This is a genomic window from uncultured Victivallis sp. (genome assembly GCA_944389935.1).
GTDB lineage: Bacteria > Verrucomicrobiota > Lentisphaeria > Victivallales > Victivallaceae > Victivallis.
In genome coordinates this window covers 36,352-59,800 of record CALXOE010000017.1, presented here as the reverse complement: position 1 = coordinate 59,800, position 23,449 = coordinate 36,352, and the positions used below count along the sequence as shown (strand labels likewise).

The 23,449-nt window shown below is 59.2% G+C and carries 17 protein-coding genes; 6 read left to right on the top strand and 11 right to left on the bottom strand.

Annotated features, from left to right (window positions below):
• From Q0J85_RS07200 to Q0J85_RS07185, 4 genes are all read left to right on the top strand, one after another.
• A partial coding sequence (locus Q0J85_RS07200) for a hypothetical protein (RefSeq protein ID WP_294479697.1) occupies window positions 1-227 on the top strand: 227 nt, incomplete at its 5' end.
• 302 nt (window positions 228-529) lie between these two features.
• Window positions 530-1,216, top strand: a complete 687-nt coding sequence (locus tag Q0J85_RS07195; protein ID WP_294479694.1) for a DUF1559 domain-containing protein — start codon at window positions 530-532, stop codon at window positions 1,214-1,216.
• 13 nt (window positions 1,217-1,229) lie between these two features.
• Window positions 1,230-5,021, top strand: coding sequence for a hypothetical protein (locus Q0J85_RS07190; RefSeq protein WP_294479691.1), 3,792 nt, complete (start codon window positions 1,230-1,232; stop codon window positions 5,019-5,021).
• Complete coding sequence (locus tag Q0J85_RS07185; RefSeq protein WP_294479689.1) at window positions 5,018-6,400, top strand: MFS transporter; 1,383 nt, start codon at window positions 5,018-5,020, stop codon at window positions 6,398-6,400. The genes Q0J85_RS07190 and Q0J85_RS07185 overlap by 4 nt, the downstream gene beginning before the upstream one ends.
• A gap of 107 nt (window positions 6,401-6,507) precedes the next feature.
• Here the strand turns inward: Q0J85_RS07185 and Q0J85_RS07180 are convergent, their stop codons facing one another.
• The 3 genes from Q0J85_RS07180 to Q0J85_RS07170 form a co-directional block, all read right to left on the bottom strand.
• Window positions 6,508-7,668, bottom strand: coding sequence for an SGNH/GDSL hydrolase family protein (locus Q0J85_RS07180; protein ID WP_294479687.1), 1,161 nt, complete (start codon window positions 7,666-7,668; stop codon window positions 6,508-6,510).
• Between the two features lie 84 nt (window positions 7,669-7,752).
• Complete coding sequence (locus Q0J85_RS07175; RefSeq protein WP_294479684.1) at window positions 7,753-8,154, bottom strand: hypothetical protein; 402 nt, start codon at window positions 8,152-8,154, stop codon at window positions 7,753-7,755.
• 119 nt (window positions 8,155-8,273) lie between these two features.
• Window positions 8,274-8,939, bottom strand: coding sequence for an SIMPL domain-containing protein (locus Q0J85_RS07170; protein ID WP_294479681.1), 666 nt, complete (start codon window positions 8,937-8,939; stop codon window positions 8,274-8,276).
• A 174-nt stretch (window positions 8,940-9,113) separates the two neighbouring features.
• Between Q0J85_RS07170 and Q0J85_RS07165 the strand changes: the two genes are divergently transcribed.
• Window positions 9,114-9,989: a sugar phosphate isomerase/epimerase gene (locus Q0J85_RS07165; protein ID WP_294479679.1), complete on the top strand. Its 876-nt coding sequence runs from the start codon at window positions 9,114-9,116 to the stop codon at window positions 9,987-9,989.
• A 10-nt stretch (window positions 9,990-9,999) separates the two neighbouring features.
• On the opposite strand, the gene pflA is transcribed toward Q0J85_RS07165, so the two are convergent.
• The 3 genes from pflA to Q0J85_RS07150 form a co-directional block, all read right to left on the bottom strand.
• A complete protein-coding gene (gene pflA, locus Q0J85_RS07160; protein ID WP_294479676.1) occupies window positions 10,000-10,731 on the bottom strand; it encodes a pyruvate formate-lyase-activating protein in 732 nt (243 codons plus the stop codon).
• 16 nt (window positions 10,732-10,747) lie between these two features.
• Window positions 10,748-12,967 carry a formate C-acetyltransferase gene (gene pflB, locus Q0J85_RS07155; RefSeq protein WP_294479675.1) on the bottom strand — a complete coding sequence of 740 codons (2,220 nt, stop codon included), beginning with the start codon at window positions 12,965-12,967 and terminating at the stop codon, window positions 10,748-10,750.
• Window positions 12,968-13,035: 68 nt separating this feature from the next.
• Window positions 13,036-13,446, bottom strand: coding sequence for a hypothetical protein (locus Q0J85_RS07150; protein WP_294479673.1), 411 nt, complete (start codon window positions 13,444-13,446; stop codon window positions 13,036-13,038).
• 210 nt (window positions 13,447-13,656) lie between these two features.
• Here Q0J85_RS07150 and Q0J85_RS07145 point away from each other — a divergent pair, with 210 nt between their 5' ends.
• Window positions 13,657-15,177 (top strand): sigma 54-interacting transcriptional regulator, encoded by a 1,521-nt coding sequence (locus Q0J85_RS07145; protein ID WP_294479670.1) that lies wholly within the window; start codon window positions 13,657-13,659, stop codon window positions 15,175-15,177.
• Window positions 15,178-15,184: 7 nt separating this feature from the next.
• On the opposite strand, the gene Q0J85_RS07140 is transcribed toward Q0J85_RS07145, so the two are convergent.
• From Q0J85_RS07140 to Q0J85_RS07120, 5 genes are all read right to left on the bottom strand, one after another.
• On the bottom strand, window positions 15,185-16,393 hold the full coding sequence (locus Q0J85_RS07140) for a DUF4349 domain-containing protein (RefSeq protein ID WP_294479668.1): 1,209 nt from the start codon (window positions 16,391-16,393) through the stop codon (window positions 15,185-15,187).
• A 78-nt stretch (window positions 16,394-16,471) separates the two neighbouring features.
• The gene (locus Q0J85_RS07135; RefSeq protein ID WP_294479665.1) at window positions 16,472-18,475 is read right to left on the bottom strand and encodes an alpha-amylase family glycosyl hydrolase; all 2,004 of its coding nucleotides are present in this window, start codon (window positions 18,473-18,475) and stop codon (window positions 16,472-16,474) included.
• A 20-nt stretch (window positions 18,476-18,495) separates the two neighbouring features.
• Entirely contained in the window at window positions 18,496-20,013 is a 1,518-nt protein-coding gene (locus Q0J85_RS07130; RefSeq protein WP_294479664.1) for a glycogen synthase, read from the bottom strand.
• Between the two features lie 84 nt (window positions 20,014-20,097).
• Window positions 20,098-22,644 carry an alpha-glucan family phosphorylase gene (gene glgP / locus Q0J85_RS07125; RefSeq protein ID WP_294479661.1) on the bottom strand — a complete coding sequence of 849 codons (2,547 nt, stop codon included), beginning with the start codon at window positions 22,642-22,644 and terminating at the stop codon, window positions 20,098-20,100.
• A 130-nt stretch (window positions 22,645-22,774) separates the two neighbouring features.
• Window positions 22,775-23,062 carry a glycogen-binding domain-containing protein gene (locus Q0J85_RS07120; RefSeq protein WP_294479660.1) on the bottom strand — a complete coding sequence of 96 codons (288 nt, stop codon included), beginning with the start codon at window positions 23,060-23,062 and terminating at the stop codon, window positions 22,775-22,777.
• Between the last annotated feature and the right edge of the window lie 387 nt (window positions 23,063-23,449).

Below are 23,449 nucleotides of genomic sequence, written 5' to 3'. Positions count from 1 at the left end.
CTTCATGGACGGAACAGAAGCGGAAACAGATAGCCAAAGAGATCAAGTCGGAATTCGATCAGAATGCCCAAATGACCCGGCTGCAGTTGCAACATTGGGAAGCGGAATTGGAACGTCTGCTTCAATGGAAGCCCAAGAAGAAAAAACGTCCAATTCCGCAGAAGAAAACGAATGCGCAGTTGCGTAATGAGAAGCTGGCTGATATCCCGGATTTATTTGATTTGTAGTGTAGATGTCAGATTTCTTTCAGAAAGATTTTCTCTCCTGTTCCTCCCAGGAATCCGGGAAACTCTGGCGATACTGTTCCTGCGATAAGTTTACTTCTCCGGCAATGATCTTGTGGATGATTTTCGGGGGAAGCAAAGTCTGGCGGATTGTCCGTGCCACTGCTCCGGAGTCGATTCCGAGCACATTGGCAAGTTCGGCAATGTTTTTGAATCTGCCTTTTTCATTGTCAGATTCTTCAAATCTACATCGTATTTGGCCATAATATACAAAATAAAAGTATATTTAACAAGTAGTATTAGTTGTGATTGCGATCATCGCGATTCTGGCCTCGATGCTGCTGCCGGCGCTGAATCAGGCGCGGATCGCCGCAAAACAGAGCGGCTGCATCAACAACATGAAGCAGATCACCACCGCGGCGGTCAATTATGCGGGCGACCACAACGACAATATGGTGTTCGCGGTTTACGGCACGAGGTGGGCGCCGATCTGGAGCTGGCGGAATCTGCTCGGGCCGTACCTCGGCATGCCTGAACTCCAGGATGCCGGACTCCGCGAGGGAGACACCATCTACTACCCGAAAATCTACGAATGCCCCGGCACCCCGCGTGAACGTTACGATGAGCTGGGCTGGGGGAGAGTTGGCAACATCCATGGAGGATACGGCATCAACCGTTCCACCGACGGGGAGGAGGCGACCGGATTCAAGGTCATCATCGCCGGTTATTTCAACAAGGTGACCGGAAAAAGCGCCCGTTTCCGCTACCCCTCCTCGACATTCCATTTCAGCGACGGCTACTGGGAACTGGCCCGCTTCGCGCTGATGGGAGTCAACGACGTCTCCAGCGACGGCGTCTATAAAATGCCGAATCCGCACGGCGACAACCGGGTGATCGGCTGGCTCGACGGCCACGCCAGCGCCATCCGCGGGTACATGCCGAAGTTCGACTGGAGCGACAAGAGGTCCACCCGGTTCTATCTGGGATATTGAGGGGATATTCAAGATGAAGAAACGTTTGATTCTCGGAGCTGTTCTCGCCGCGTTCGGACTCTCCGCAGCGGCACTTCCGCAGACCTTGAACGGCAGAAAGTATGTGACGCTTCAGGAGACTCCCTCCGGACAACCGGCGACCGTGCGTGCGGAAGTCGCCGTCACGCCGGCCCCGGGGATGCCGAATTTGTACAAACTCGGCGGGGTCTGGATCGGCTCCGCCGACCGGAAGAACGGCTGGTATTTTCACCTCGCCAAACGGCCGGACTCCAAACCGGCGAAGCACTTTGTGGAACTGCTGCTCATCAAAGACGGCAAGTACCACGCCCAGAACGACCTGGCCAGAATGACCGTCCATAACAACACCGAACTGCGCTGGGAGACGGGGAAACGGTATTTTCTACAGCTTGCCGTGGACGGCAGCGGTGCCGACGGCAGGGTGCTCGATCCATCCGGCAAACTGCTTGCGGAACTGCGCTTTGAACTCAAAACTCCGGGCACTCCGCTGACCGGAACCGTTCAGGCGCGTACCGAAAATGCAAAAATGGAGTTGACCTCCTGCCGGATCAGCGGAGAATCGATGCCGCCCGTTCCCGGGAAAGAGACGAAACCCAATGCCGGAAAAGAGGCGAAACCCAATGCCGGAAAAGAGACGAAACCTGTGCTGGACGCTCCTGCGGCGACCTGCCCCGTGACGTTGACCGGCAGACAATATGCGACTCTCGGCAAAACTCCGGCGGAAAAATCGGTCACCGCCCGCGCCGAAGTCACCGTCACTCCGGAGTCCGGCCAGCCGAATCAGTATAAACTTGGCGGAATCTGGATCGGTTCCGCCGACCGGAAGAACGGCTGGCGCTTCCATCTCGCGCAGCGCCCCGACTCCAAGCAGTCGCTGCACTTTCTGGAACTGCTGCTCATCAAGGACGGGAAATACCACGCCCAGAATGATCTGGCGAACATGACCGTGCGCAGCAACTCCGAACTGCGCTGGGAGACGGGCAGACCGTATGTTCTGCAGCTCGCCGCCGACGCCGCCGGCGCCGACGGCAGAGTGTTCGACACCACGGGAAAACTGCTTGCGGAACTGCGCTTTGAACTCAAAAAAACCGATACGACGCTGACCGGAACCGTCCAGGCGTATACGGAAAACGCCCGGATGAAAGTCGCCTCCTGCCGGATCAGCGGCGATCCGCTGCCGCCGAAACCGGCACAGAGAATTTCGCTTCAGGCTTCCGCCGCCCGATACGATGCGGAGAAGTTCGAGGAGGTGCGCAACAAGGCCTTTTCCGACGGCCACGGCCTCCGCCCGCTCGAGGAGAACGGGGAACTTGCGTTCACGTTCCGCGTCGACCGCGCCGGAGATTACCAGCTCTGCAGCAATGCCGCCTCCCCGAGCCGGGACGTTGCCATCTACGCGAAATTCAGCCTGGACGGGGAACCGCCGCGCCGCCGGGTCGTGTTTCCCGCCCGCGGGCGCGACATCGACTGGGAGCGGCTCATGCGCCTGACGCTCACGGAGGGGACGCATACGCTGAAAGTCACGCTGCCGGAATCGATCACGCTCGACTACATGGTGCTCGAACCGATGCCGGGAAATCCGCCGGTGCCGGCGGCCGCCGTCACCTACCGGCCGGAAATCACGCCGCCGGCGAGCCACCCCCGGGTGCTCCTGACCCCGGAAAATCTTCCGAAAGTCCGCGAAAACATGGAACACCCGGAAAATGCTCCCGCAGCACAGAAAATCCGGGAGCTTGCCTCCGCGCCGCTGCAACTTCCTCAGAAAGACGGGGTCACGGTCTACGACCGGAACTATCTCCTGCAGATCGAAGCGCGCGCATTCCTGTACGCGCTCTCCGGCGATTCCCGTCGCGGCCGCGAAGCGGTTGAGGCGGTCAAGGCTTATCTGCAGCAGGTGGATTTCGACAATTTGATGGATGTGACGCGGCTGGTCGGACACACGATTTTCGTCACGGCCGAAGTGTATGACTGGTGTTATCCGCTGCTCTCCGACGCGGAAAAGCAGGAGTTGCGCACCGGCATGCTCAAACTCGGGCGCGATACCGAGATCGGCTGGCCGCCGTTCCGCCAGTCGGTCATCAACGGTCACGGCAATGAGGCGCAGCTCTCCCGCGATTTTCTGTCGATGGCGATCGCCGTGTACGACGAAGATCCGGAACCGTACCGGCTGTGCGCCTACCGGATCTTCGAGGAGATGGTTCCGGCCCATAACTACGAATACCGGTCCGGACGCCACACGCAGGGGAGCAACTACGGTCCCTACCGGTTCAGCTGGGACATGAATCTGGCGCTGATCTTCCGGGCCATGACTGGAAAGGATATCTTCTCCGCGGACTTTGCGAAAGTCCCGTATTTCTGGATTTACATGATGCTGCCGGATTGGGAGATGTTCGACGACACGGACGTGTTCTTCGAGCACGGGAAACCGTTCCGCTACGGGGAAACTCTGCTGAGCATGTTTTCCTACACCGGAGATCCGCTCCTGAAAAGCGAATTTCTGCGCCAGAACGGCCTGGCGTGGAGCTCCAGAACCATGCCGGTGCAGTTTCTGCTCTTCAACCGTCCGGAAGTGGCTGCCTCGGCGGATTTTGAAAAACTGCCGCTGACGCGCGTGTTCACCGAGCCGCTTGCGTCGCTCATCGCGCGGACGGGCTGGGAGTTCGGACCGGACTCCCGCACCGCCGTGGTCGAGATGAAGAGCGGTCACTACAACCGGCACGATCACCAGCATATGGACGCGGGCGCGTTCCAGATCTTCTACCGCGCACCGCTGGCGGTGGACATCGGCGTATACGGTCACTGGGGCGGGCACTACGATTTCACGTTCGCCAAGCGGACCATTCCGCACAATGCGATGCTGATTTACGATCCGGACGAAAAGTTCAGCGTGCCCGGCAACGACGGCGGCCAGCGGTTCATCAAGACGATGCCGTGGACGATTCAGCAGGTTCTCGACCATCCGGAGATCCACAACGCGGGACGCAATGTCGCGACTTACGTCGGTCCGGATGCCGACCGCCCGCTCTTCAGCCATATCAAAGGCGATCTCGCAACGGCTTACAGTTCACACAAGGTCAAGGCGTATGAACGCAGTTTCGTCTTCACCCGGCTCGACCGCCCGGAGACGCCCGCGATGCTGATCGTCTACGACCATGTGGTCTCGACCCGGCCGGAATTCCGGAAATATTTCCTGCTCAACACGATCGCACAGCCGGAAATCCGGGAAACCACCATCCGTGTGGAACATGCGCTCCCGGGCGGAAAACCGGGAGAACTCTTCGTCACGCGAGTGCTGCCGAAAGCGGACAATGTCGAAATCACCACCGCCGGAGACGGCAAAGCCATGGAGTTCTTCCGGGAAAAAGTGGAGATGCCCCCGCGCAACCGGATGCTCAGCCGCGGCTGGCGCACGATGATCTCCCCGAAAACCCCGGCGGCGGAGGACCGTTTCCTGCATGTGATGCAGATCGGAGAACCGACCGCGCCGAAGTATCCGGTGGAACTCTTTGAATCCGACGCCTGGCTCGGCGTGAAAACAGCCGGCCGGATCGTGACCTTCTCCAGAAGCGGATCATCCTCCGCCGAACCGGTGGAATTCACCGTCCCCGCCGGGGGAGAACATCACGCGCTGCTCACGGACCTGCTCCCCGGACCATACACGATTCTGCGCGACGGCAAGACTCTCCGCATCGTGACCGTAACTCCGGAATCGGGCGTCATTGAACTGCCGGTCGAGTCCGGCAGCTCCTACCGGATCGTTCCGCGGAAAGACGGAGGAGAAGCGTGACGACTCATACGACCATTAACGGAGTCAAAGTCTGGCGGAACGGAACACTGGTCTACACTGCCGCCGGACTGGCCTGGCTCTTCTTCTGGCTCCTGTGGGGCGATTTCACCTGGGCGATGAAAGACCGGGCGGTCGGCCCGTCCGCGACACTGCTGATCCGGATGTTCGGGGTATCGGATCTGGTCTACACGCTCATTATCGTCGCATTTCCGAATTTCACGAATATCTTTCTGTGCCCGATCATCAGCTACATTTCCGACCGCCATCGCGGCAGGTGGGGACGGCGCATTCCGTTCCTGCTCTTCACGACGCCGTTCATCGTGGTCGGTCTGATCGGACTCGGCTTCACGCCGCTGCTCGGTGAGTGGCTCTCCCGGCTGATCGGCCCGGAGCACCTGAGTCTGCACACGTCTGGACTGATTTTCTTCGGGATCTTCTGGGTGTTCCTGGACTTCGGCACTACGCTCGCGGGTTCGCTGTCGGGGGCACTCGTCAACGATGTGGTACCATCGGAGCTGCTGGGGAGATTCTTCGCGCTCTTCCGCGCGGTCAGCCTGGTTGCGGGGATGCTGTTCAACGCTTTCCTGCTCGGGCTGGTGGAGGAGTTTCCGCTCTATATCTTCGTCGGGGTCGGCCTGTTCTACGGCGTCGGTCTGCTCTCGCTGTGCTTGAAAGTGAAAGAGGGGGACTATCCGCCGGTCGCGCCGGCCGCCGCCCCCGTCGGGGTCAAGAACACGGTGTTCCAGCCGGTCATCACCTACTTCCGGCAGAGTTTTTCGATCTCCTATTACCGGTGGGTGATCGTGGCGCTGGTGTTCAGTTATCTGGCGGCGGCGCCGTTCAATATTTTCTCGATCTTCTACGCGAAAAGCCTGAACATGGATATGCACCGGTACGGGCTGCTGATCACGCTCACCTATGCGATCTCTCTGGTGATGAGCTACTTTCTCGGGATGCTCGCGGACCGGTTTCATCCACTGCGCACGAGTCTGGCGGCTCAGGTGCTCTATCTGCTGACGATGATCGCGGGGTGGTTCACGGTCACGGGGGATGTCTCATTCGGGGTGCTGCTGGTGATTCACGGGGTGATTTCGGGATGTTTCTTCACACTCTCGGCCTCGCTCGGGCAGAAGCTGTTCCCCCGGGAACTCTTCGCGCAGTTCAACTCCGCATTCGCCATGCTGCTGGCGATCGCCAACGTGATTCTCGGACCGTTCTTCGGCTGGCTGCTGGACCGGCTCGGGCGGGATTACCGCTGCGTCTTTCTCTTCGGCACGGTCATTACGGCATTGAGCGTCATCGCGCTGTGGCAGGTGTTCCGCGGCTATCTCGCCTGCGGCGGGGACGCGGATTACCGGCCGCCCGATCCGGGGGAGTGAATCCGGACACTCCGAAAAATCCAGAAAAAAAACCGGGGAGGAGGTTCTGTGCCTGCCCCCCGGTCTTTTTTTTCCGCAGAGGTCCTGCTCCGCAGCCGGAAACCGGCTCAGCGGCTGAGGATATCGCGAAAGACGGGCTCAAGTTTTTCCGCCATGCGGTAGAAACCGAGATCCGTCGGATGAACGCCGTCCACGCAGCACTCGTCGAAATCCTCCCCGAGCAGATCGTCACCAGCGAGAAAGTAAAGATTGGGATCGGTTTTCTTAAGTTCCTCGACCGTTTCCCGCTGCACGTTCCGGGTCGCGACGGCAAAATCCGGACGCGGCAGATCGTCCCCCCGCTTCCGGTCACGCCCCTCTTCGGCGTAACGGATCTTGGTCATGACCAGGATCGGAACGGCAGGATGCTTTTCCCGCAGAATCCGGATGAAAGGCGCGAGCGTTTCGCGCATCGGACCCGCCGCCGGAACATTCGCCTCATAATCGAGCACGATCAACGCCGGATCGGGAATTTTCGCAATTTCGGCGGCGACTTCCGGCTCGCCCTTGCCGTTGCCGGAAAATCCGAGGTTCACCACCGGCCGGTTCAGGCGGCGACTCAGCAGATTCGTGTACGCCATGCCGGGACGCGAGGCACATCCTCCCTGCGTGATCGACGTACCGTAGACGATGATCGGGCGGTCATCCTCCCATGCGGAGGGGGCCTCCACTTTCGCATCGGCATCGACGCCGATGAACACCTGTTCGACCCCCGCGTAAAGCGGAAAATGGATCGTGAAGTCACGCATCCGGCGCGATCCCTGAAACAGCGAAGCGGTATACTCACGCGCCCCGGGGGAGAAACCGGTCACACCGAAAAAACGCAACTCCCCGGGAGCGGCACCGGCGTAAAGGTCGAATCCCGCGGTGCCGGTCTGCGCCATGTGGTACATCACATCGTTGGAACGCATCTTCACCCTGAGGACGATCCGTCCGGTGTCGGAGCGGAAAGCGACCTGCCCGCCGGCGGTGTTCCAGGAGAGCTCCTCAACCCCCACGCTGAATTTCCCGTCCGGCCGCAGCGGCAGCCGCCGGTAGACATGATCGCGGTCGTACCAGCAGAATCCGGTCAGCCGCAACGGCTTCTCCGCAGGGAGCAGGAATTTCAGACCGTCGGCATTCGCGGGTTTGAGTTTCATGTTCGGATCGAGTTCCAGCGCCGAACCGGCGGAGAGTCCGGCGCAGCAGCAGAACATAATCGGGGCAAACAACCATTTCCGTCTCAACATATCCACCTCCAGCTCCTGTTCCGCCCGAACACACTCCATCCGCGGGCGGCATGTTATCCGGAACGTTAAAATAGACCCGGCCTGTCATTTTTTCCACCCCGGAGACCACCAATTTTCCTGGAATTCGTCGTTCCGGCGGCGGGACTCGATGAACCACAGCAGCAGCCAGCCGATACAGCTGCCGAGGCAATCGCCGGGATCCCCCGTATACCGCGCCGAGAGAAACGGGCAAATCACCTCCGGCAGCAGAATCGATCCGAGAACATGAACCCCGCCGATCCGGAGTGAAAACCGGTTTTCCGGCAGAAAACCGGCGATTTTCATCACGCCGATCGTGGAATAATAGAGGATGATCGGAAACAGAATCGATGGGAACGAGTCCCGGATAAACGCAATCGGAATCCTGGAGCGGAACAGCTTCCCCAGCCAATAAACCTCCCATGACAGAAAAAAAACGGCGGTCTGCCGACCATTCAAAGGCCACATATCACACAAATGATGATGATCAGCAGAACAACGATGATTCCCGTATTGCTTTCCGAACTCATTGCAACCTCCTATCAGTAAAATGATTATTTCTTTCCATGATGGGTATCGGACAGGGATCAGGGATTTCCCGGATCGGACTCAATCGCCCAGATGAATGTCGCGGTATCGCCGGCGTGGATCTCCTCCGGGGAAAATTTCGCTATTGCACAGGCCAGAACCGGCGCGAATGCATCGCGCGAAAAGCGGCTGCCGGACGAGATGCTGATCTCCTGCCAGTCGCAGTCGATCCGGAGAAGTTCTCCGAGTTTCACTCCCTGAGCGGCGCATAATGCGAGGGCTTTTTTCCGGGCGTTTGCGGCGGCGCTTTCGATCAGCATGGGCTGCAGGCGCCCCGGGTCGGAGAGGGTGTATTGGATATTCAAACTGCACTCCGCATTCGATTCCGCGAGACACTGCATCACGCGGCTGAACCGTTCCCGGTCGATGGGGAAAGCGAGTTTCAGCTGCTGTTCGCAATGCCAGCTGACCGGTACGTTCCGATCGTTGCCGTTGCGCCGTCTCTCCTGATACTCGGTTTCGATGTTGAAACTTGCGGTTTTGAGCTCTTCCGCCCGGAACCCGGCCTGAATGACGGCGTCGATCACCCGCTGCTGTTTTTCCATGACGATGTCGAGACTCTTCTGATAATCGGAATGGCTGGTTTCCAGTTCGATTTTCAACAGGATGGTATCCGGTTGAATCGACGCATTTCCGACACCCTTGACAGTGATGACTCTTTCCATTCCGCCTCCGGTGAAATGTTGTGGGTTTCAGCTTTGCGAACCAATGCGGACCTCACGGAAAAATCTTACGTGCCGATCCGGAAAAATTTTATCCCAAAAGGCTTGTTTCGACTCGAAACCGGTGATATACTATTTTGCGGATGATCCGCATCAACCATTATACAGAGGGATATCATGTACGAGTATGCTGTTTCCGTCAGTGCGGCGCGCATCCTAACCAGGGAATGGCGCAAGGCTCTGGCCGAAAGTAAGTTCCGCCGCATCGAGCTCTCCTGCGGAGAGTATCTGACGCCACAGGAGACGAAAGATCTCACCGAACTCTGCCGGAGCGATGACCTGCTCCGCGGAATCACCGTCTCCTCGATCCACGTTCCGTTCTGCCCGTTCGAGCTGTTTCCGTTTCCCGCTGGCGAAAAAGAGCGCAGAGAAATCGCAGAGTATCTGGCCGGATTCATCCGGCTCACCGCACCGTTTAAGTCGCCGAACTACACGTTCCACGCGAGCATCGAACCAAACGCCCCGGAGACACGCGCCGAACTGCTGCAGAATACCCGGTCCGTCGTCGCGGCACTCGGCCGCGCCGCTGCGGAAAACGGAGCCTCTCTCAACGTCGAACTGCTGCCGCGTACCTGCATCGGAAACACCCCGGAGGAGATGCTCGCCCTGACTGACGGCATGCCGGAATCTGTCGGAATCTGCTTCGACGTCAACCACTTAACTTATGATGGAGGAATGGCCCGCGTTCCGGAATTCATCGAACAGCTCAGCGCGAGAATTCGCACGTTCCACCTCTCCGATTACGACGGAGTCGACGAAGCGCACTGGCTCCCGGGACTCGGACTGCTGAACTGGCCGGAAGTCATGGCGGCAATCCGTCGACTGCCGGGAAAGCCGCTGCTGATCTTTGAAACAGCTCTGCTCAAGCCGCTCGGAGGTGTCCCCCGGGATATCACGCCCGAACAGAATTTCCGCAACCTCGAACACGCGGCGTTCTATCTCGAAAACTGTTCCGAGCTGGAAGCCCGCGTCGCCGAGATGCGGATTCCGTAACCGGAACACTTCAGACGACTACCGTCAAACCGGCCGCGGAGAAGATTTCCGCGGCGGTTTTTATTTCGGATTCAACAGGTTCCGGCACACCCGCGAGCGGATCCTTGACTCCGAGCGCCCGCCATTTGAATTCCGCCAGGCGGTGAAACGGCAGCAATTCGACGCGCTCCACGCAGCGGAACGGCGCGAGATATGCGGCAAGTGCTTCGAGCTGTTCCGGATCGAGCGTGTAACCCGGAACCAGCACATGCCGAATCCAGACCGGCTTGCCGTTCGCTTCGCAATCGTCCAGCGTCGCAAGTGCGTTCGAGTTATCCGCGCCGGTGAGCTTCCGGCAGAGTTCCGAATCAAACGCCTTGATGTCGAGCAGCAGCAGATCGGCCGCCTCGATCACGCTCCGCGAGTGCGGCAGCGCATATGCGCCCGAGGTGTCGAGCGCGGTGTGGAAACCCGCCGCCCGGCAGCGCATCAGGAGTTCGCGCGCGAACTCCGGCTGCGCGAGCGGCTCCCCGCCCGAGAGCGTCACGCCGCCGGAGCGGATGAAGTTCCGGCACGATTCGATCTGCCGCATCAGTTCCGAAACCGTGACCTCCCGTCCGCCGTCGAACGGCTGCGTATCGGGGTTGTGACAGTAGCGGCAACGCAGCGGACACCCCTGCAGAAACACGACGAACCGCACCCCGGGGCCGTCGAGCGTACCGAAGCTCTCGAGCGAATGAATTCTGCCGTAAATCTCCTGCACGGTCTCTCCCCGCTCCTCAAAGCCGGTTGTGGAACGTGCGGTTCACCACGTCGAGCTGCTGCTCGCGGGTCAACCGGATGAAGTTCACGGCGTAGCCGGAAACCCGGATCGTGAGCTGCGGATACTTCTCCGGATGATCCATCGCGTCGAGCAGCATCTCGCGATGCAGCACGTTCACATTCAGATGGTGCCCGCGCTCGGCGAAATAACCGTCGAGCAGCGTAATCAGATTCTCACGCTTCTCTTCCGGAGTTTTCCCGAGCGAACCCGGCACGATCGAAAACGTGTTGCTGATTCCGTCCTCGGCGTAGTCGTAGGGAAGTTTCGCAACCGACTTCAAAGAGGCGACCGCACCATTCACATCGCGCCCGTGCATCGGATTCGCGCCCGGCGCGAACGGTTCGCCCGACTTGCGGCCGTCCGGGGTCGAAGCGGTTTTCTTGCCGTACATCACGTTGCTCGTGATGGTCAGGATCGACATGGTAGGCTTCGAGTTCCGGTAGGTCTTGTGGCGCGCGAGCTTCCGCTGGAACGATTTGACGATTTCCACTGCGATCGAATCAACCCGGTCGTCGTTGTTGCCGAACTTCGGGAAATCCCCCTCGGTGATGAACTCGCTGACCAGACCGGCCTCGTTCATGACCGGTTTCACTTTCGCGTATTTGATCGCCGACAAGCTGTCGGCCAGCACCGAGAGCCCCGCAATGCCGCCGGCCATGGTGCGGACGATCTCCTCGTCGTGCAGCGCCATTTCGATCCGCTCGTAGCAGTATTTGTCGTGCATGTAGTGGATGATATTCAGCGTGTCGATGTAGAGTTTCGCGAGCCAGTCGGTGATCTCCTCGAAGTTCCGCATGACCTCGTTGTAGTCGAGGTATTCGCAGTTTCCGAGGAACGGGATCGCCGGTCCGATCTGTTCGTTGTTGCACTTCACGTCGCGTCCGCCGTTGATCGCGTAGAGCAACGCCTTGGCCAGATTGCAGCGCGCGCCGAAGAACTGCATCTGCTTGCCGATCCGCATCGCCGAGACGCAGCACGCGATGCCGTAATCGTCGCCGAACTTGACCCGCATGAGATCGTCGTTTTCGTACTGGATCGACGAGGTCTGAATCGAGATATCCGCGCAGAAACGTTTGAAGTTCTCCGGCAGACGCGCACTCCAGAGCACCGTGAGGTTCGGCTCCGGCGCCGGGCCGAGATTCACGAGCGTGTGCAGGAAACGGTAACTCATCTTCGTCACCATGTGCCGCCCGTCAAGCGACATCCCGCCGACCGACTCGGTCACCCAGGTCGGATCGCCGCTGAAGAGCTCGTCGTAGGCGGGCGTGCGCAGAAACCGCACGATCCGCAGCTTCATGATGAAGTGGTCGACAAACTCCTGAATCTCTGACTCCGTATATTTTCCGCTCGCAAGGTCGCGTTCGGCGTAGCAGTCGAGAAAAGTCGAGATCCGCCCGATCGACATCGCCGCACCGTTCTGTTCCTTGACCGCCGCAAGGTAGGCGAAATAGAGCCACTGAATCGCCTCTTTCGTATCCTGAGCGGGGCGGGAGATGTCGAAACCGTACTTCAACGCCATCTCCTTGAGTTCCCCCAGCGCTTTGATCTGCTCGGCGACTTCCTCGCGCTTGCGGATCAGATCGGAATCCATCACGTCGAAGACCATCTCGCGTTTTGCGCGCTTCTTCTCCTCGATGAGAAAGTCCACTCCGTAGAGCGGCACCCGGCGGTAGTCTCCGATGATGCGGCCGCGCCCGTAGGAGTCGGGCAGCCCCGTAATCACACCCGCGTGGCGCACCCGCTTCATCTCGTCGGTGTAGACGTCGAAGACGCCGTCGTTGTGAGTCTTGCGGTAGCGGAACACATGTTCGACCGTCGGATCCATCTTCCGTCCGTAGGCTTCCAACTCGGTGTGAATGAGCCGGATGCCGCCGAACGGCATGATCGCGCGCTTGAGCGGCTCGTCGGTCTGGAGTCCGACGATCGTCTCGAGCTCCCGGTCGATGTAGCCGGCCTCGTGCGATGTGATCGTTGAAATCGTCTTTTCGTCGATGTCATAAACGCCGTTGCGTTCACGCTCCAGCTTCATCCGCTCCGAGAGCTCCTCCCAGAGCCGCAGCGTCCGCGCGGTCGGCGGCGCAAGAAATTCGCGATCGCCATCGTAAGGCGTATAGTTGAGCTGAATAAAATCCCTGACGTTCACTTCCGTGCGCCAGGCGCCGTCATTGAAATCCATGATTGAAACATCCTTTTTTTAAAATGAGAAAGGTTATCAAACTAATATAGCGCGCCCTCTCTCGTTTTTCAATGCGTCAAACCGTATTTTCGCCGGATTCTCAGCGCGGCGACGAGTGCGTCGAACCGATAGATCAGATAGTAGATTCCCGGCATGACGGTCAGCGCGACACCGAACGGAGCAGTCGCAAGAAATGCGGAACTCCAGAACGTACCGGCATCCTCAACGGCTTCGTATGCGAAAAAGAGCGCAACAACTCCCGCCGCCGTCGGCAGATACCGCCGGAACGGCGTCAGACCCGGCCGTCCGAAACAGCTCAGCAGCAGCGCCATCCCGCAGGCGGGCAGCATCGTCAGCGCGAGCAGCGCCGCCCCGTACCAGTGCGTGGCAAACCCATAGGGCGGCAAGATGAAAAACAGTGCGGCAGACATCGCGGCAAACGGCGTCACGACCGGCTTTCTTCCGAATGATCGTTTCATAGGGTTCTCCTTTCTCAAGAAATCTCGTTCCGGAAACTCATCAGCAAAAGGCATGCCGAACGATGACAAGACAAGTCAACCAATTACAGATCAATCGATTGCATAAAAAATGAATCCAAATCATCAAATCTGAAATCGCAAACATTTCATGCACCGCGATTGACATTTCATGTACAACAGTTATAGTAATTCCGAAACCGGGAGAGCGACATGAAACTATTCACGGAACAGGAGGCGCCGCTGCTGCGGGCGCTCGGAAAACTCAACTACACGAACCCTTTCACGCCGGAACGGCTCGAGCTCGAAGAGATCATTCTCGGCCGCCCCCCCGCCCCCGAGCGGCGCGTATGGAACATGCACGACGGCACCCGCGGCACCCGCGAGGACGTCACGGAACTTGCAGGACTGGCCAAATACTGGGCAAACGAACTGCGTCGCCGCACGGAACTGCCCGGCGTGAAACTCGACAGCGCCGCACTCGACGTGGCCGAACCGGTCGTGATCTATCATCTGTTCGAGAAACATCGAATTCCGATGACCGCGCAGATGCTCGGCTCCCCGAACGAAACCCGTTTCGCGTGCTATGACGACTTTGCGGCGGACTTCGACTACTTCCTGAACCGCCCCGGGAGGCGGCTTCAGTGCAGTTACGAGCCGGAGCGGACGTTTGCGATCTACTTTCAGATCCACCGCGCGTTCCACCACATCTTCGACTTCCTGATCGGCGGAACGCTCGCGGCGGGAAAACTGCGTGCGGAAGTGTGGCAGTCGCTCTTCACGGTTGACATCTACCGCTACCACCGCGCACTCTACAACCGGATGCAGGAGATCAACACGCTCATCACGGGGGAGTCGGGAACCGGCAAGGAGCTCGTCGCGCGGGCGATTGCGCTTTCGCAGTACATTCCATTCGACGCGCGCAGCCGCCGCTTCCGCACCGCCTATCCTGGCTGTTTCCGGCCCGTCCACCTCTCGGCGCTGCCGCAGACGATGCTCGAATCGGAACTCTTCGGCCACCGCAAGGGAGCCTACACCGGGGCGCTCTCGGACCGGGTCGGCTACCTCGAAGCGTGCGACCCCTCCGACGCGGTCCTGCTCGATGAGATCGGTGAAATCAACGCCGAAGTGCAGGTCAAACTTCTGCGCGTGCTCCAGACCCGCCGTTTCCAGCGGCTCGGCGACAACGCCGAACGCGAGTTCTCCGGGAAGATCATCGCCGCCACGAACCGCGATCTCGCCCGGGCATGCCGTGAGGGAAAGTTCCGGAACGACCTCTATTACCGGCTCTGCAGCGACACGATCGAAACCGTTCCGCTGCGCGACCTCACCGGCGGCTCTCCGGCCGAACTCGAGAAATTCGTGGACATCCTCGCCGCGCGGCTGCTCGGAGCAGAAGAGGCGAAACGGTTTCTCCCGGAAGCGATGGCGTGGATCATCCGCAACCTCGGCGCGGAGTATCCATGGCCGGGCAACGTGCGCGAGCTCGAACAGTGCGTCCGCAATCTCGTCATCCGCGGCAGCTACACCCCCGCGCCCCCCGCGGAATCAGCGGAAAACGCGGAAAGCCCGGAGCTCGAACGGCTTCTCTCCCGCTGCACGTTAAGCGCGGACGAGCTTCTGCGCACCTATGTGGGCCTCGTCCACCGCCGCGCCGGGAGCTGTGTCAAGGCGGCCGAACAGCTCAAACTCGACCGCCGGACCGTCGCGAAATACCTGCCGCCGGAACCGTAACCCCGCGTCAGAAATCGAAACTCTGCGTCGCGGTTTTCACCGCCTCGAGCCGTTCGCCGAACGATTTGGCCGGGCCCCAGAATTCGATCAGGCACACTTCGCGGTCACCCGGAATGAAACAGCAGGAGTTCTGCGGATACATGAGGCAGAGCCAGTAACCGTCGGAGCTGCGTTTCGCCTCGAACATCACGGCTTCCGTGCCGTCAGGAAGCGTAACGGCCTCCTCCTTGAGATCCGTAAAACGGTTCACGTCCGCGAGCGAGCGGCGCGCGAGCACCCGCCAGAAGTCGAGGTTCGCCCCCTCCAGTCCCGGCCGCCGGGTCAACCGCAGCACGCAGTCGTCCGCACTCACGGCCCAGAGCTGCCGGAAATCGTCCTTGCGCGTGGAGGACAGTACGGCAAAACCGTCCGGAATCTCAAGTCCAAACGGCAGTTCCGCACAGCCGTTCGGCCGCGGCAGCCCGCTCCCGCCATCCCCGAGTTCGCCCATCCACGGAACCGGCAGCTGCGGCACGAACACGATCGGCTGCGTCTGGTTCAGGCGCAAGGTCAGCGTCACATAATCGATCCGGTTGTTCAAGCCGGCGAGCTGTGCTTCGTACCGCTCGATGTCAGTCACGACCCGGTTCAGCTCCTGTTCGACTTTCAGCGCATCCTCGACTTTCTCCGCCTTTTCGAGCAGCGCCAGAAGCCGGGTGCGCATCTTCCGGAGATTCTCAAGCCGGATCTCCACATCGACGACCTGCGCGGTCACGTCGGAGCCGACAATGCTGCGGCTGTTGACCGAACCGCACGCTTCAATCTTTGAAAGCAGTTCCTCGGCCTTCGCGACCGGAATGCGCAGCACGCCGCCGTGGTCGTTCGACTCCTGCACATAACCGCCGGACTCCTTGACCATCGCCTCGATCTTCCGCAACGTTCCGGCGAGGTCGTCCACGCTCATCGCGAGCGTCACGGTGTAACTCACCTTCCGCCCCGGCTGAGCCTCGAAGCGGTTGGCGGCAGCTCCGCGAGCCGCTTTGGCAACAGGAATGGCGTTCCGCATATAACCAGCAGTGTCCGCCGCAAGCGCCGGAAACGCGCCGCTGCCGAATGCAGCATCGGCACATGCGGCTTCCGCAACCGCCATATCCTGATTCAGAGTATTCGTCCCGGCACACCCGGCAAAGCAGAACGGCAGAAGCAGCGAAGAAAAAAGCAAAGTCGATTTCATCATAAAATTCCCTCCGTGATCGAATGGATGCACAGAGGGAATCTATCACGTTTTCCGGAAAATGCAAACCGCTTTCCGCACTCAGTGGTCACGCCGCGCGAGAACGAGCGCAGTCCGGCACGGCAGATAGAGTCTGAGCTGTGAATCGACCGGGAAATGCTCCTCCCCCGGCGTCCGCAGCGCGAACCCGCCGAACTCCGCCGCGTCGGAGTCGAGCACCGCCCGGTAAACGCCGCCGCGCACCTCAAATCCGTAGTCGAAACAGGAGTTGTCCGGGTGGAAGTTGAAGCAGAAGTAAAGATCATCGCGCTCAAACACCACGATCTTCGCCGATTCATCGAGCCGGACCAGCTGCGGCACGCACGCGGAAAAATCCGGCCGCTCCGTCACGAGCTTCAACATCGCCCGGTCGAAGTCGGCGAGAAAATGAAACCGCAGCTTCGGATCGTCCGCAAGCGACCACTGCCGCCGCGCGTGCATCATCGACCAGTGGTTTCCCTCGCGTGGAAAGTCGATCCACTCCGGATGGCCGAACTCGTTGCCCATGAAGTTCAAATAAGCGTGCCCGGCCGTTCCGAGCGTCGCGAGACGCATCATCTTGTGCAGCGCGACCGCGCGGTCGATCTCGAGATTCTGAGAACCGACGTGCATCGCGTCGTACATCGCCGCGTCCGCGAGGCGGAAGATCGCACTCTTGCCGCCGACGATCGCCTGGTCGTGGCACTCCGCATAGCTGACCGATTTTTCGTCGCGACGGCGGTTGCACAGCTCGTGGTACATCCAGCCGATCGGCCACGACTCGTCCGGTATGTCGAAGAGCTTGAACCACATATCCGTCACCCCCATCGCCATGCGATAGTCGAAACCGATTCCGCCTGGCTGATTCTGAGAGGCCGCCAACCCCGGCATGCCGCTCACATCCTCCGCGACGGTCATCGCATCCGGACGCACCGCGTGGATCACGCGGTTCGCGAGCCCGAGGTAACAGACCGCATCCTCGTCGACCTCAGGACCGAAGTAGTCCGCATACGACGTAAACGCCTTGCCGAGCCCGTGCTGCAGATACATCATGCTCGTCACTCCGTCGAACCGGAAACCGTCGATATGAAACTCATCGAGATAATAGCGGCAGTTCGACAGCAGAAAATGCAGCACTTCCGGCTTCGCGTAATCGAACAGCAGCGAATCCCACGCCGAATGCTCTCCTCGCGCCCCCTCGTGGAAAAACGCCGTTCGGGTTCCATCATAGCGTCCAAGCCCCTCGACCTCGTTCCGGGTCGCATGCGAATGCACCAGGTCGATGATGACCCGCAATCCAAGTCCGTGAGCGGCGTCGACCAGCTCCTTGAACTCGTCCGGCGTCCCGAACCGGCTCGCCACGGCGAAGAAGTTCGCAACGTGATAGCCGAAACTCCCGTAATACGGATGCCCCATGATCGCCATGAGCTGCACGGTGTTGTAGCCCGCCGCCGCAATGCGCGGCAACGTCTTTGTGCGGAACTCGACAAAACTGCCGACTTTCGGCTCCTCCTGCGCCATGCCGACGTGCGACTCGTAAATGAGCGGCATGGCCGGAGGCGGCGGAACCGGATTCCGGAACGCATAGGGACGCTCCGGCGCGTAAACCTGCGCCGAAAAGAGATTCGTCACCGGATCCTGCACCACACAGCGCGCATAAGCAGGCACGCGGTCACCCGAACCGCCGTTCCACTCCATCTTCAGCAGATAGTGGTCGCCGTGATGCAGCGCGCCTGCCGGGAGTTTCAACTCCCAGCATCCATGCTCCAGCGGCTTCATCTCGAATTCGGGACGATCCTCCCAGTTGTTGAAGTCGCCGCGAACCGCGATCCGCACCGCATTCGGCGCCCATTCGCGGAATACCCACCCGGATTCGATCCGGTGCAGCCCGAAATACTCGTGCCCGGAGGCGAAATCGGCCAGACTTCCCTCCCCGCCGGTCAGACGCCGCGCCATGCGTTCCATACGCCGGTTCCGCTCCTCGAGGACGCCACGATACGGCGCGAGGTACGGATCGTCCGCCAATGGAACGGGTGCGTTGCTCAAACGGACGAAACCGTTCTTCATCGCGCGAACCCCTTTCGTTCTCAATGCTGAACCAGCGGACGCGCCAGCATGTTCTCGTAGATCCGGATATACTCCTGCGCAGTCACATCGTGATTGAAACGAAGTTTCGACTCGCGCATCACGCGGGAGATCTCCCGCTCCTTGACCTCCGCCGGCAACGCCCAGAAGCGCATCGCCTCGTCCATCGCCCACATGAGTCCGCCGTCATCATAAGTCTCGAACGGGAAACCGTTTCCGGTGTGCTGTTCGACGTTCATGCGCTCGACCGTGTCATGCAGCCCGCCCGTATCATGAACGACCGGCAGACTCCCGAAATACTGACTGGTCATCTGCGGCAGTCCGCACGGCTCGAAGAGCGACGGCATCAGAATGAAGTCACTCGCCGCGAACGCCAGGTGCGAAAGTCCCTCGTCGAAATCGCAGACCAGCACCCGGTCGTAGAAGTCATGCTGCGCAACGATGTTCCGGAAAATCGGCTGATAACTGCCGTTCGCAACCACCGCAATCTGCAACCCCTGATCCCAGTACTTGTGAACCACCTGATAGAGAATGTCCGTCAACAGCGAACACCCTTTCTGCATCGGATCCAGACGCGACGGCCAGAAAAAGAGCGGCGCATTCTGATCAACCCGGAGTCCCGTGCGCGACTGAAACGCGATTTTATTGACCTGTTTGGCTTTCACATGCGTCTCGGCATCGTATTTCATTTCGATGTAGGGATCGCTCTCCGGCGTACTGTTCTCATCCGGCGAATTCAAGATGCCGGAAGCGCAGCCCGCATGATACTTGTTGGCCATCTCGGTGCGGATGTTCGCAGGAACGAACGAATGCCGCCCCTCCACAACCTCTTTCAGGAAAGTCGGACTGACCGTATTGATGAAGTGTGCGGCGAAAATCCCGGAAGCGAGCATATCGACCGGATTGTTGGAACGGCTCTCTTCATAGTTGTACGGAGGCCTTTCGTAGTAGAGATTCTGCCAGAAAGGAGCCGCGTCGATGCCGCGATCCTCGATCTGTGCGAGCGTCGCCTTGTAGGTGTGGATGTTGTGCACCGTGAACAAACACGGAATCCCCATGCGGCGGGCCGCCGCCGGGATCAGCCCGGTCATCCAGTCGTTGCAGTGGATCAGATCCGGCTTCACATCCGGAATGATGTTGTTGATCACTTCCCGCTGAAACGCCATCGCCTGCAGAAAGCTGTCCTGCGAATAACTGCTGTACACCGAATCACGGTAGTAGAAAATCCGATCCTCCGCCAGGTGAATCCGGCTGTTGTGCAAATGGCTCATATAGACGCGCAACTCATCGCTGATGAGTTTGCCCACATCCACATGGAACATCTTCCGGTAATGCGGCAGCGCAACGTGAACGTCGGCCCCCTGGCGGTACAATGCGCCAACCAGAGACGCCGAAACATCCGCGAGACCGCCCGCCTTCGCATGCAGGGTATTGGCCATATTGCCCATCCCTTCCGGAAGATAGGTGATCTCCGGCGTCACGACCAGAATGGTCGGCGATGCTTGAAAAGCTCTTCTCATATCTATCGGTCTCCTCTCCTGAAAAACAGGTCAACACGGGGAGGCCGGAGAATTTCTCCGCCCTCCCCGATCGCATACTCCCACTTACCGCGGCCAGCACATGAAACCGGGAACGCTGTTGTCCCAGTCATGTCCCGCCGCCTTGATCCGGGCGGTCAGTCCGAACCGGCCCGCCGCCTGGCAGACGATCTCACAGGAGAACCGGTAATTGTTATCCGGCAACTCCTCGACCATGTCCATCTTCTCAGCTCCACTCTCGATGATCTCGTTGTGGACGTTGACCGTACCGTAATAGGCTTCGACTTCGACCTCGTCCGGGCGCAGCCCCGCGAGATAGACCTGCGTGGAAACCTTGAATTTGTCTCCGACGTGCATATCCGTGAGGTTGTTCCCGTCCACGGTCGGACGTTCGATATAGAGTTTCCCGCCATCGAACGCCTCGACCAGACGCTCTTTTTCCGCAACAAGTGCTTTCGCGCAGGCGGCATCGTCGACGGTGAGCTTGCGGTAGGAAGCCTCGGCCGGCTCGTAGAAGAAACGTCTGTACTCCTCGACCATGCGCTCGCTCGAAAACTTTCCAAGCCCGGTCACAATCGATGCCTTCATCCGTTTGATCCAACGCACCGGAAGATCCCCGTTCGACCGTTCATAGAAGCACGGAATGATCTCATTTTCAAGCAGATTGAAGAGCAACTGCGACTCGTAGTTATCGCGATCCTCATCCTCGGTGTAGTAGTCGTTGCCCTCGATCGCCCAGCCGTTCTCGCCGTTGTAGGCCTCGGCCCACCAGCCGTCGAGAATGCTGCAGTTGATCACACCGTTGATGGCGGCTTTCATGCCGGATGTTCCGCTCGCTTCCTGCGGGCGGCGCGGCGTATTGAGCCAGACGTCCACGCCCTGCGTGAGACTGCGCGCCATGCCGATGTCGTAATTTTCCAGAAACACAAGGCGATCCTGCACGCCGTGGGACTCGGCAAACTGCACAAGCTCCTGAATGAGTTTCTTCCCGGCATCGTCGGCGGGATGCGCCTTGCCGGCGAAGATGAACTGCACGGGACGCACCGTATCTTTCAACAGCGCGAGCAGCCGATCCGGATTGCGCAGCAGCAGCGTGCCGCGTTTGTAAGTCGCGAACCGACGGGCGAAACCGATGGTCAGAATATCTGGCGAAAGCGCATTCTTCGCAAGATCCGCCTCCTTGCCATGTCCGGAGAGATACCGCACATTGCTCTGAATGAGCTTGCGGGCCCGGCGGACGAGAGACTGACGGCAGAGTTCATGCGCCATCCAGAGCTCCTCATCCGGCAGCGTATTGATCCCCTCGACGAGCTGATCGAGCGGCGGATTGTGCGCCCATTTCGGCGTGAGATAGCGCTCGTAAAGTCCCCAGAGTCGCGACGACACCCACGACGCGATATGCACGCCATTGGTGATGTGCTTGATCGGAATCTCGGAAACCGAACGCTGCGGCCAGAGATTCTTCCACATCTCCCGGGCGACCTCGCCGTGCAGCTTGCTCACGCCGTTGCTGTAATCCGCGAGCCGCAGCCCGAACACCGTCATCGACATCTCGCTGGCGTGGTTGCGGTCGTTGATCGGAATACCCCAGCGGATCACGCGGTTCACGTCGAGATGCGCCTCCGCGGCGAAAACGTTCAGATACGGACGCAGCAACCCGATGTCGAACACCTCGTTGCCGGCCGGAACCGGCGTATGCGTCGTAAAGACGTTGGAACGCCAGACCGTTTCGAGCGCGACATTCGGATCGTAGCCGAAGTCGTTGACCAGGTGCGAAATACGCGCCAGCGACAGAAAACCGGCATGCCCCTCGTTCATGTGGCAGACCGAAGGCTCATACCCCATCGCCAGCAGCGCCTTGAAGCCGCCGATTCCGAGCAGCAGCTCCTGATGCAGCCGCATGCGCTTGTCACCACCGTAAAGCCGCCACGAAACCTCGCGCAGATCCGGCGGATTCTCCGGAATTTCCGTATCGAGCAGCACGAGCGGCACATTGCCGACCCAGAGCACCCAGACCGCCGCGAAGAGCTGCCGGTCAATCAGAGGAATGCTGATGGTGATCCCGTTCCCCTCCTTGTCCCGGGCGCGCACCAGCGGCAGATTGTGAATCTCCGAAACCGGATAATGTTCGATCTGCCAGCCGTTCCGGTCGAGGACCTGGGTAAAGTATCCCTGACGATAGAGCAGACCTACCGCAACCAGAGGCAGAGAAAGGTCGCTCGCCGCTTTCAGGTGGTCTCCGGCGAGAACGCCGAGACCGCCGGAAAAAATCGGAACGCTTTCGTGGATGCCGAATTCCAGCGAAAAATAGGCGATATCGCGTTTCTTCGTCTCCTTGTCTTTCTGTACCTGCCGCTCAAAATCCGCCTGAACGACACGCAGATGACGACGATAAACCGGATCGCGCGCAAGCTCCTCGAGCCGCGACTGCGGCACGGTCCGCAGAAACAGCTTGGCATTGCCGCCGAGTTCGCGCCACAAATTCGGGTTGATGCGCACGAACAGCTCGATCGCCATCGGATGCCAGCACCACCAGATGTTGTCGGAAAGCGTTTCCAGAAAATTCAGCTCTTCGGGAATGCGCGGTCCGACATTGTATAATTGTACGTCCATGATGTTCAGCCTTTCCAATTCAAAAAAACAAAAAACCGACAGCCATCCCGCAAGCCGAAACGGCCACCACGGTTCCCGGCTGGCGCAAAACGCCGCACCGGACAAAATCCCCGGTCAAACAAACAGGAGGTTACTTCTCTTCGACGACCAGCACGCTGTTCAGGGAACCGACATCATTCGGTTTGAAATTCGGATTCCGGTCATCCAGCCGCCACTCGCCGTTCACAACGAATTTATACTCATAAACTCCCGGCTCAAGCATCATCATCCCGGTATAGATCCCGTCGCCGTTCTTGTCGACAAGCTGCTTGTCCGGCAGCCATTCATTGAAGCTGCCTGCCACGGCGACAACCTTTCCCGGCTCGTCTTCCAGAAGGAAGGTCACCCGGCGCCTGGCCGGGCGGTTCGATTTCGTCATGCTCTTTCCTGCCATCATACACCTCCGCTTTTGGTTGGCAATCTTTCGACTCTGCTCCGCGTCCCGGCTCGGAGCATATACATTGATTATCCGCTAAGTAGTTTCCAATCAAGTATATTCACATAAAACAACAATCAAAGCAATCACCAGGAATCCCAAAAGAACCTCTGGTGGCACTTTTGAAACTATTATAAATATAGTGCCTTGCAACGGAAATGTCAAATTTTATTTTCAGGTAAAATGTTATCTTTCAATGAAAAAGATCGTGTCAAATCTGAATGTAAAATTAAATAATAATTTTACAACGCCATTGCTGCACCGGAACAGGATCCCGAGGTGCGGGAGCGAATGCCTTTGGACAGGATTGACGTTTCATAAAAATTCCGC

What these genes read in the sequence shown, in the direction of transcription:
- Q0J85_RS07190 (WP_294479691.1), top strand. Translation starts at nt 1,230, where the DNA reads ATGAAGAAACGTTTGATTCTCGGAGCTGTTCTCGCCGCGTTCGGACTC.
- Q0J85_RS07180 (WP_294479687.1), bottom strand. Translation starts at nt 7,668, where the DNA reads ATGTTGAGACGGAAATGGTTGTTTGCCCCGATTATGTTCTGCTGCTGC.
- Q0J85_RS07175 (WP_294479684.1), bottom strand. Translation starts at nt 8,154, where the DNA reads ATGTGGCCTTTGAATGGTCGGCAGACCGCCGTTTTTTTTCTGTCATGG.
- Q0J85_RS07170 (WP_294479681.1), bottom strand. Translation starts at nt 8,939, where the DNA reads ATGGAAAGAGTCATCACTGTCAAGGGTGTCGGAAATGCGTCGATTCAA.
- Q0J85_RS07165 (WP_294479679.1), top strand. Translation starts at nt 9,114, where the DNA reads ATGTACGAGTATGCTGTTTCCGTCAGTGCGGCGCGCATCCTAACCAGG.
- pflB (WP_294479675.1), bottom strand. Translation starts at nt 12,967, where the DNA reads ATGGATTTCAATGACGGCGCCTGGCGCACGGAAGTGAACGTCAGGGAT.
- Q0J85_RS07150 (WP_294479673.1), bottom strand. Translation starts at nt 13,446, where the DNA reads ATGAAACGATCATTCGGAAGAAAGCCGGTCGTGACGCCGTTTGCCGCG.
- Q0J85_RS07145 (WP_294479670.1), top strand. Translation starts at nt 13,657, where the DNA reads ATGAAACTATTCACGGAACAGGAGGCGCCGCTGCTGCGGGCGCTCGGA.
- Q0J85_RS07140 (WP_294479668.1), bottom strand. Translation starts at nt 16,393, where the DNA reads ATGATGAAATCGACTTTGCTTTTTTCTTCGCTGCTTCTGCCGTTCTGC.
- Q0J85_RS07135 (WP_294479665.1), bottom strand. Translation starts at nt 18,475, where the DNA reads ATGAAGAACGGTTTCGTCCGTTTGAGCAACGCACCCGTTCCATTGGCG.
- Q0J85_RS07130 (WP_294479664.1), bottom strand. Translation starts at nt 20,013, where the DNA reads ATGAGAAGAGCTTTTCAAGCATCGCCGACCATTCTGGTCGTGACGCCG.
- glgP (WP_294479661.1), bottom strand. Translation starts at nt 22,644, where the DNA reads ATGGACGTACAATTATACAATGTCGGACCGCGCATTCCCGAAGAGCTG.
- Q0J85_RS07120 (WP_294479660.1), bottom strand. Translation starts at nt 23,062, where the DNA reads ATGACGAAATCGAACCGCCCGGCCAGGCGCCGGGTGACCTTCCTTCTG.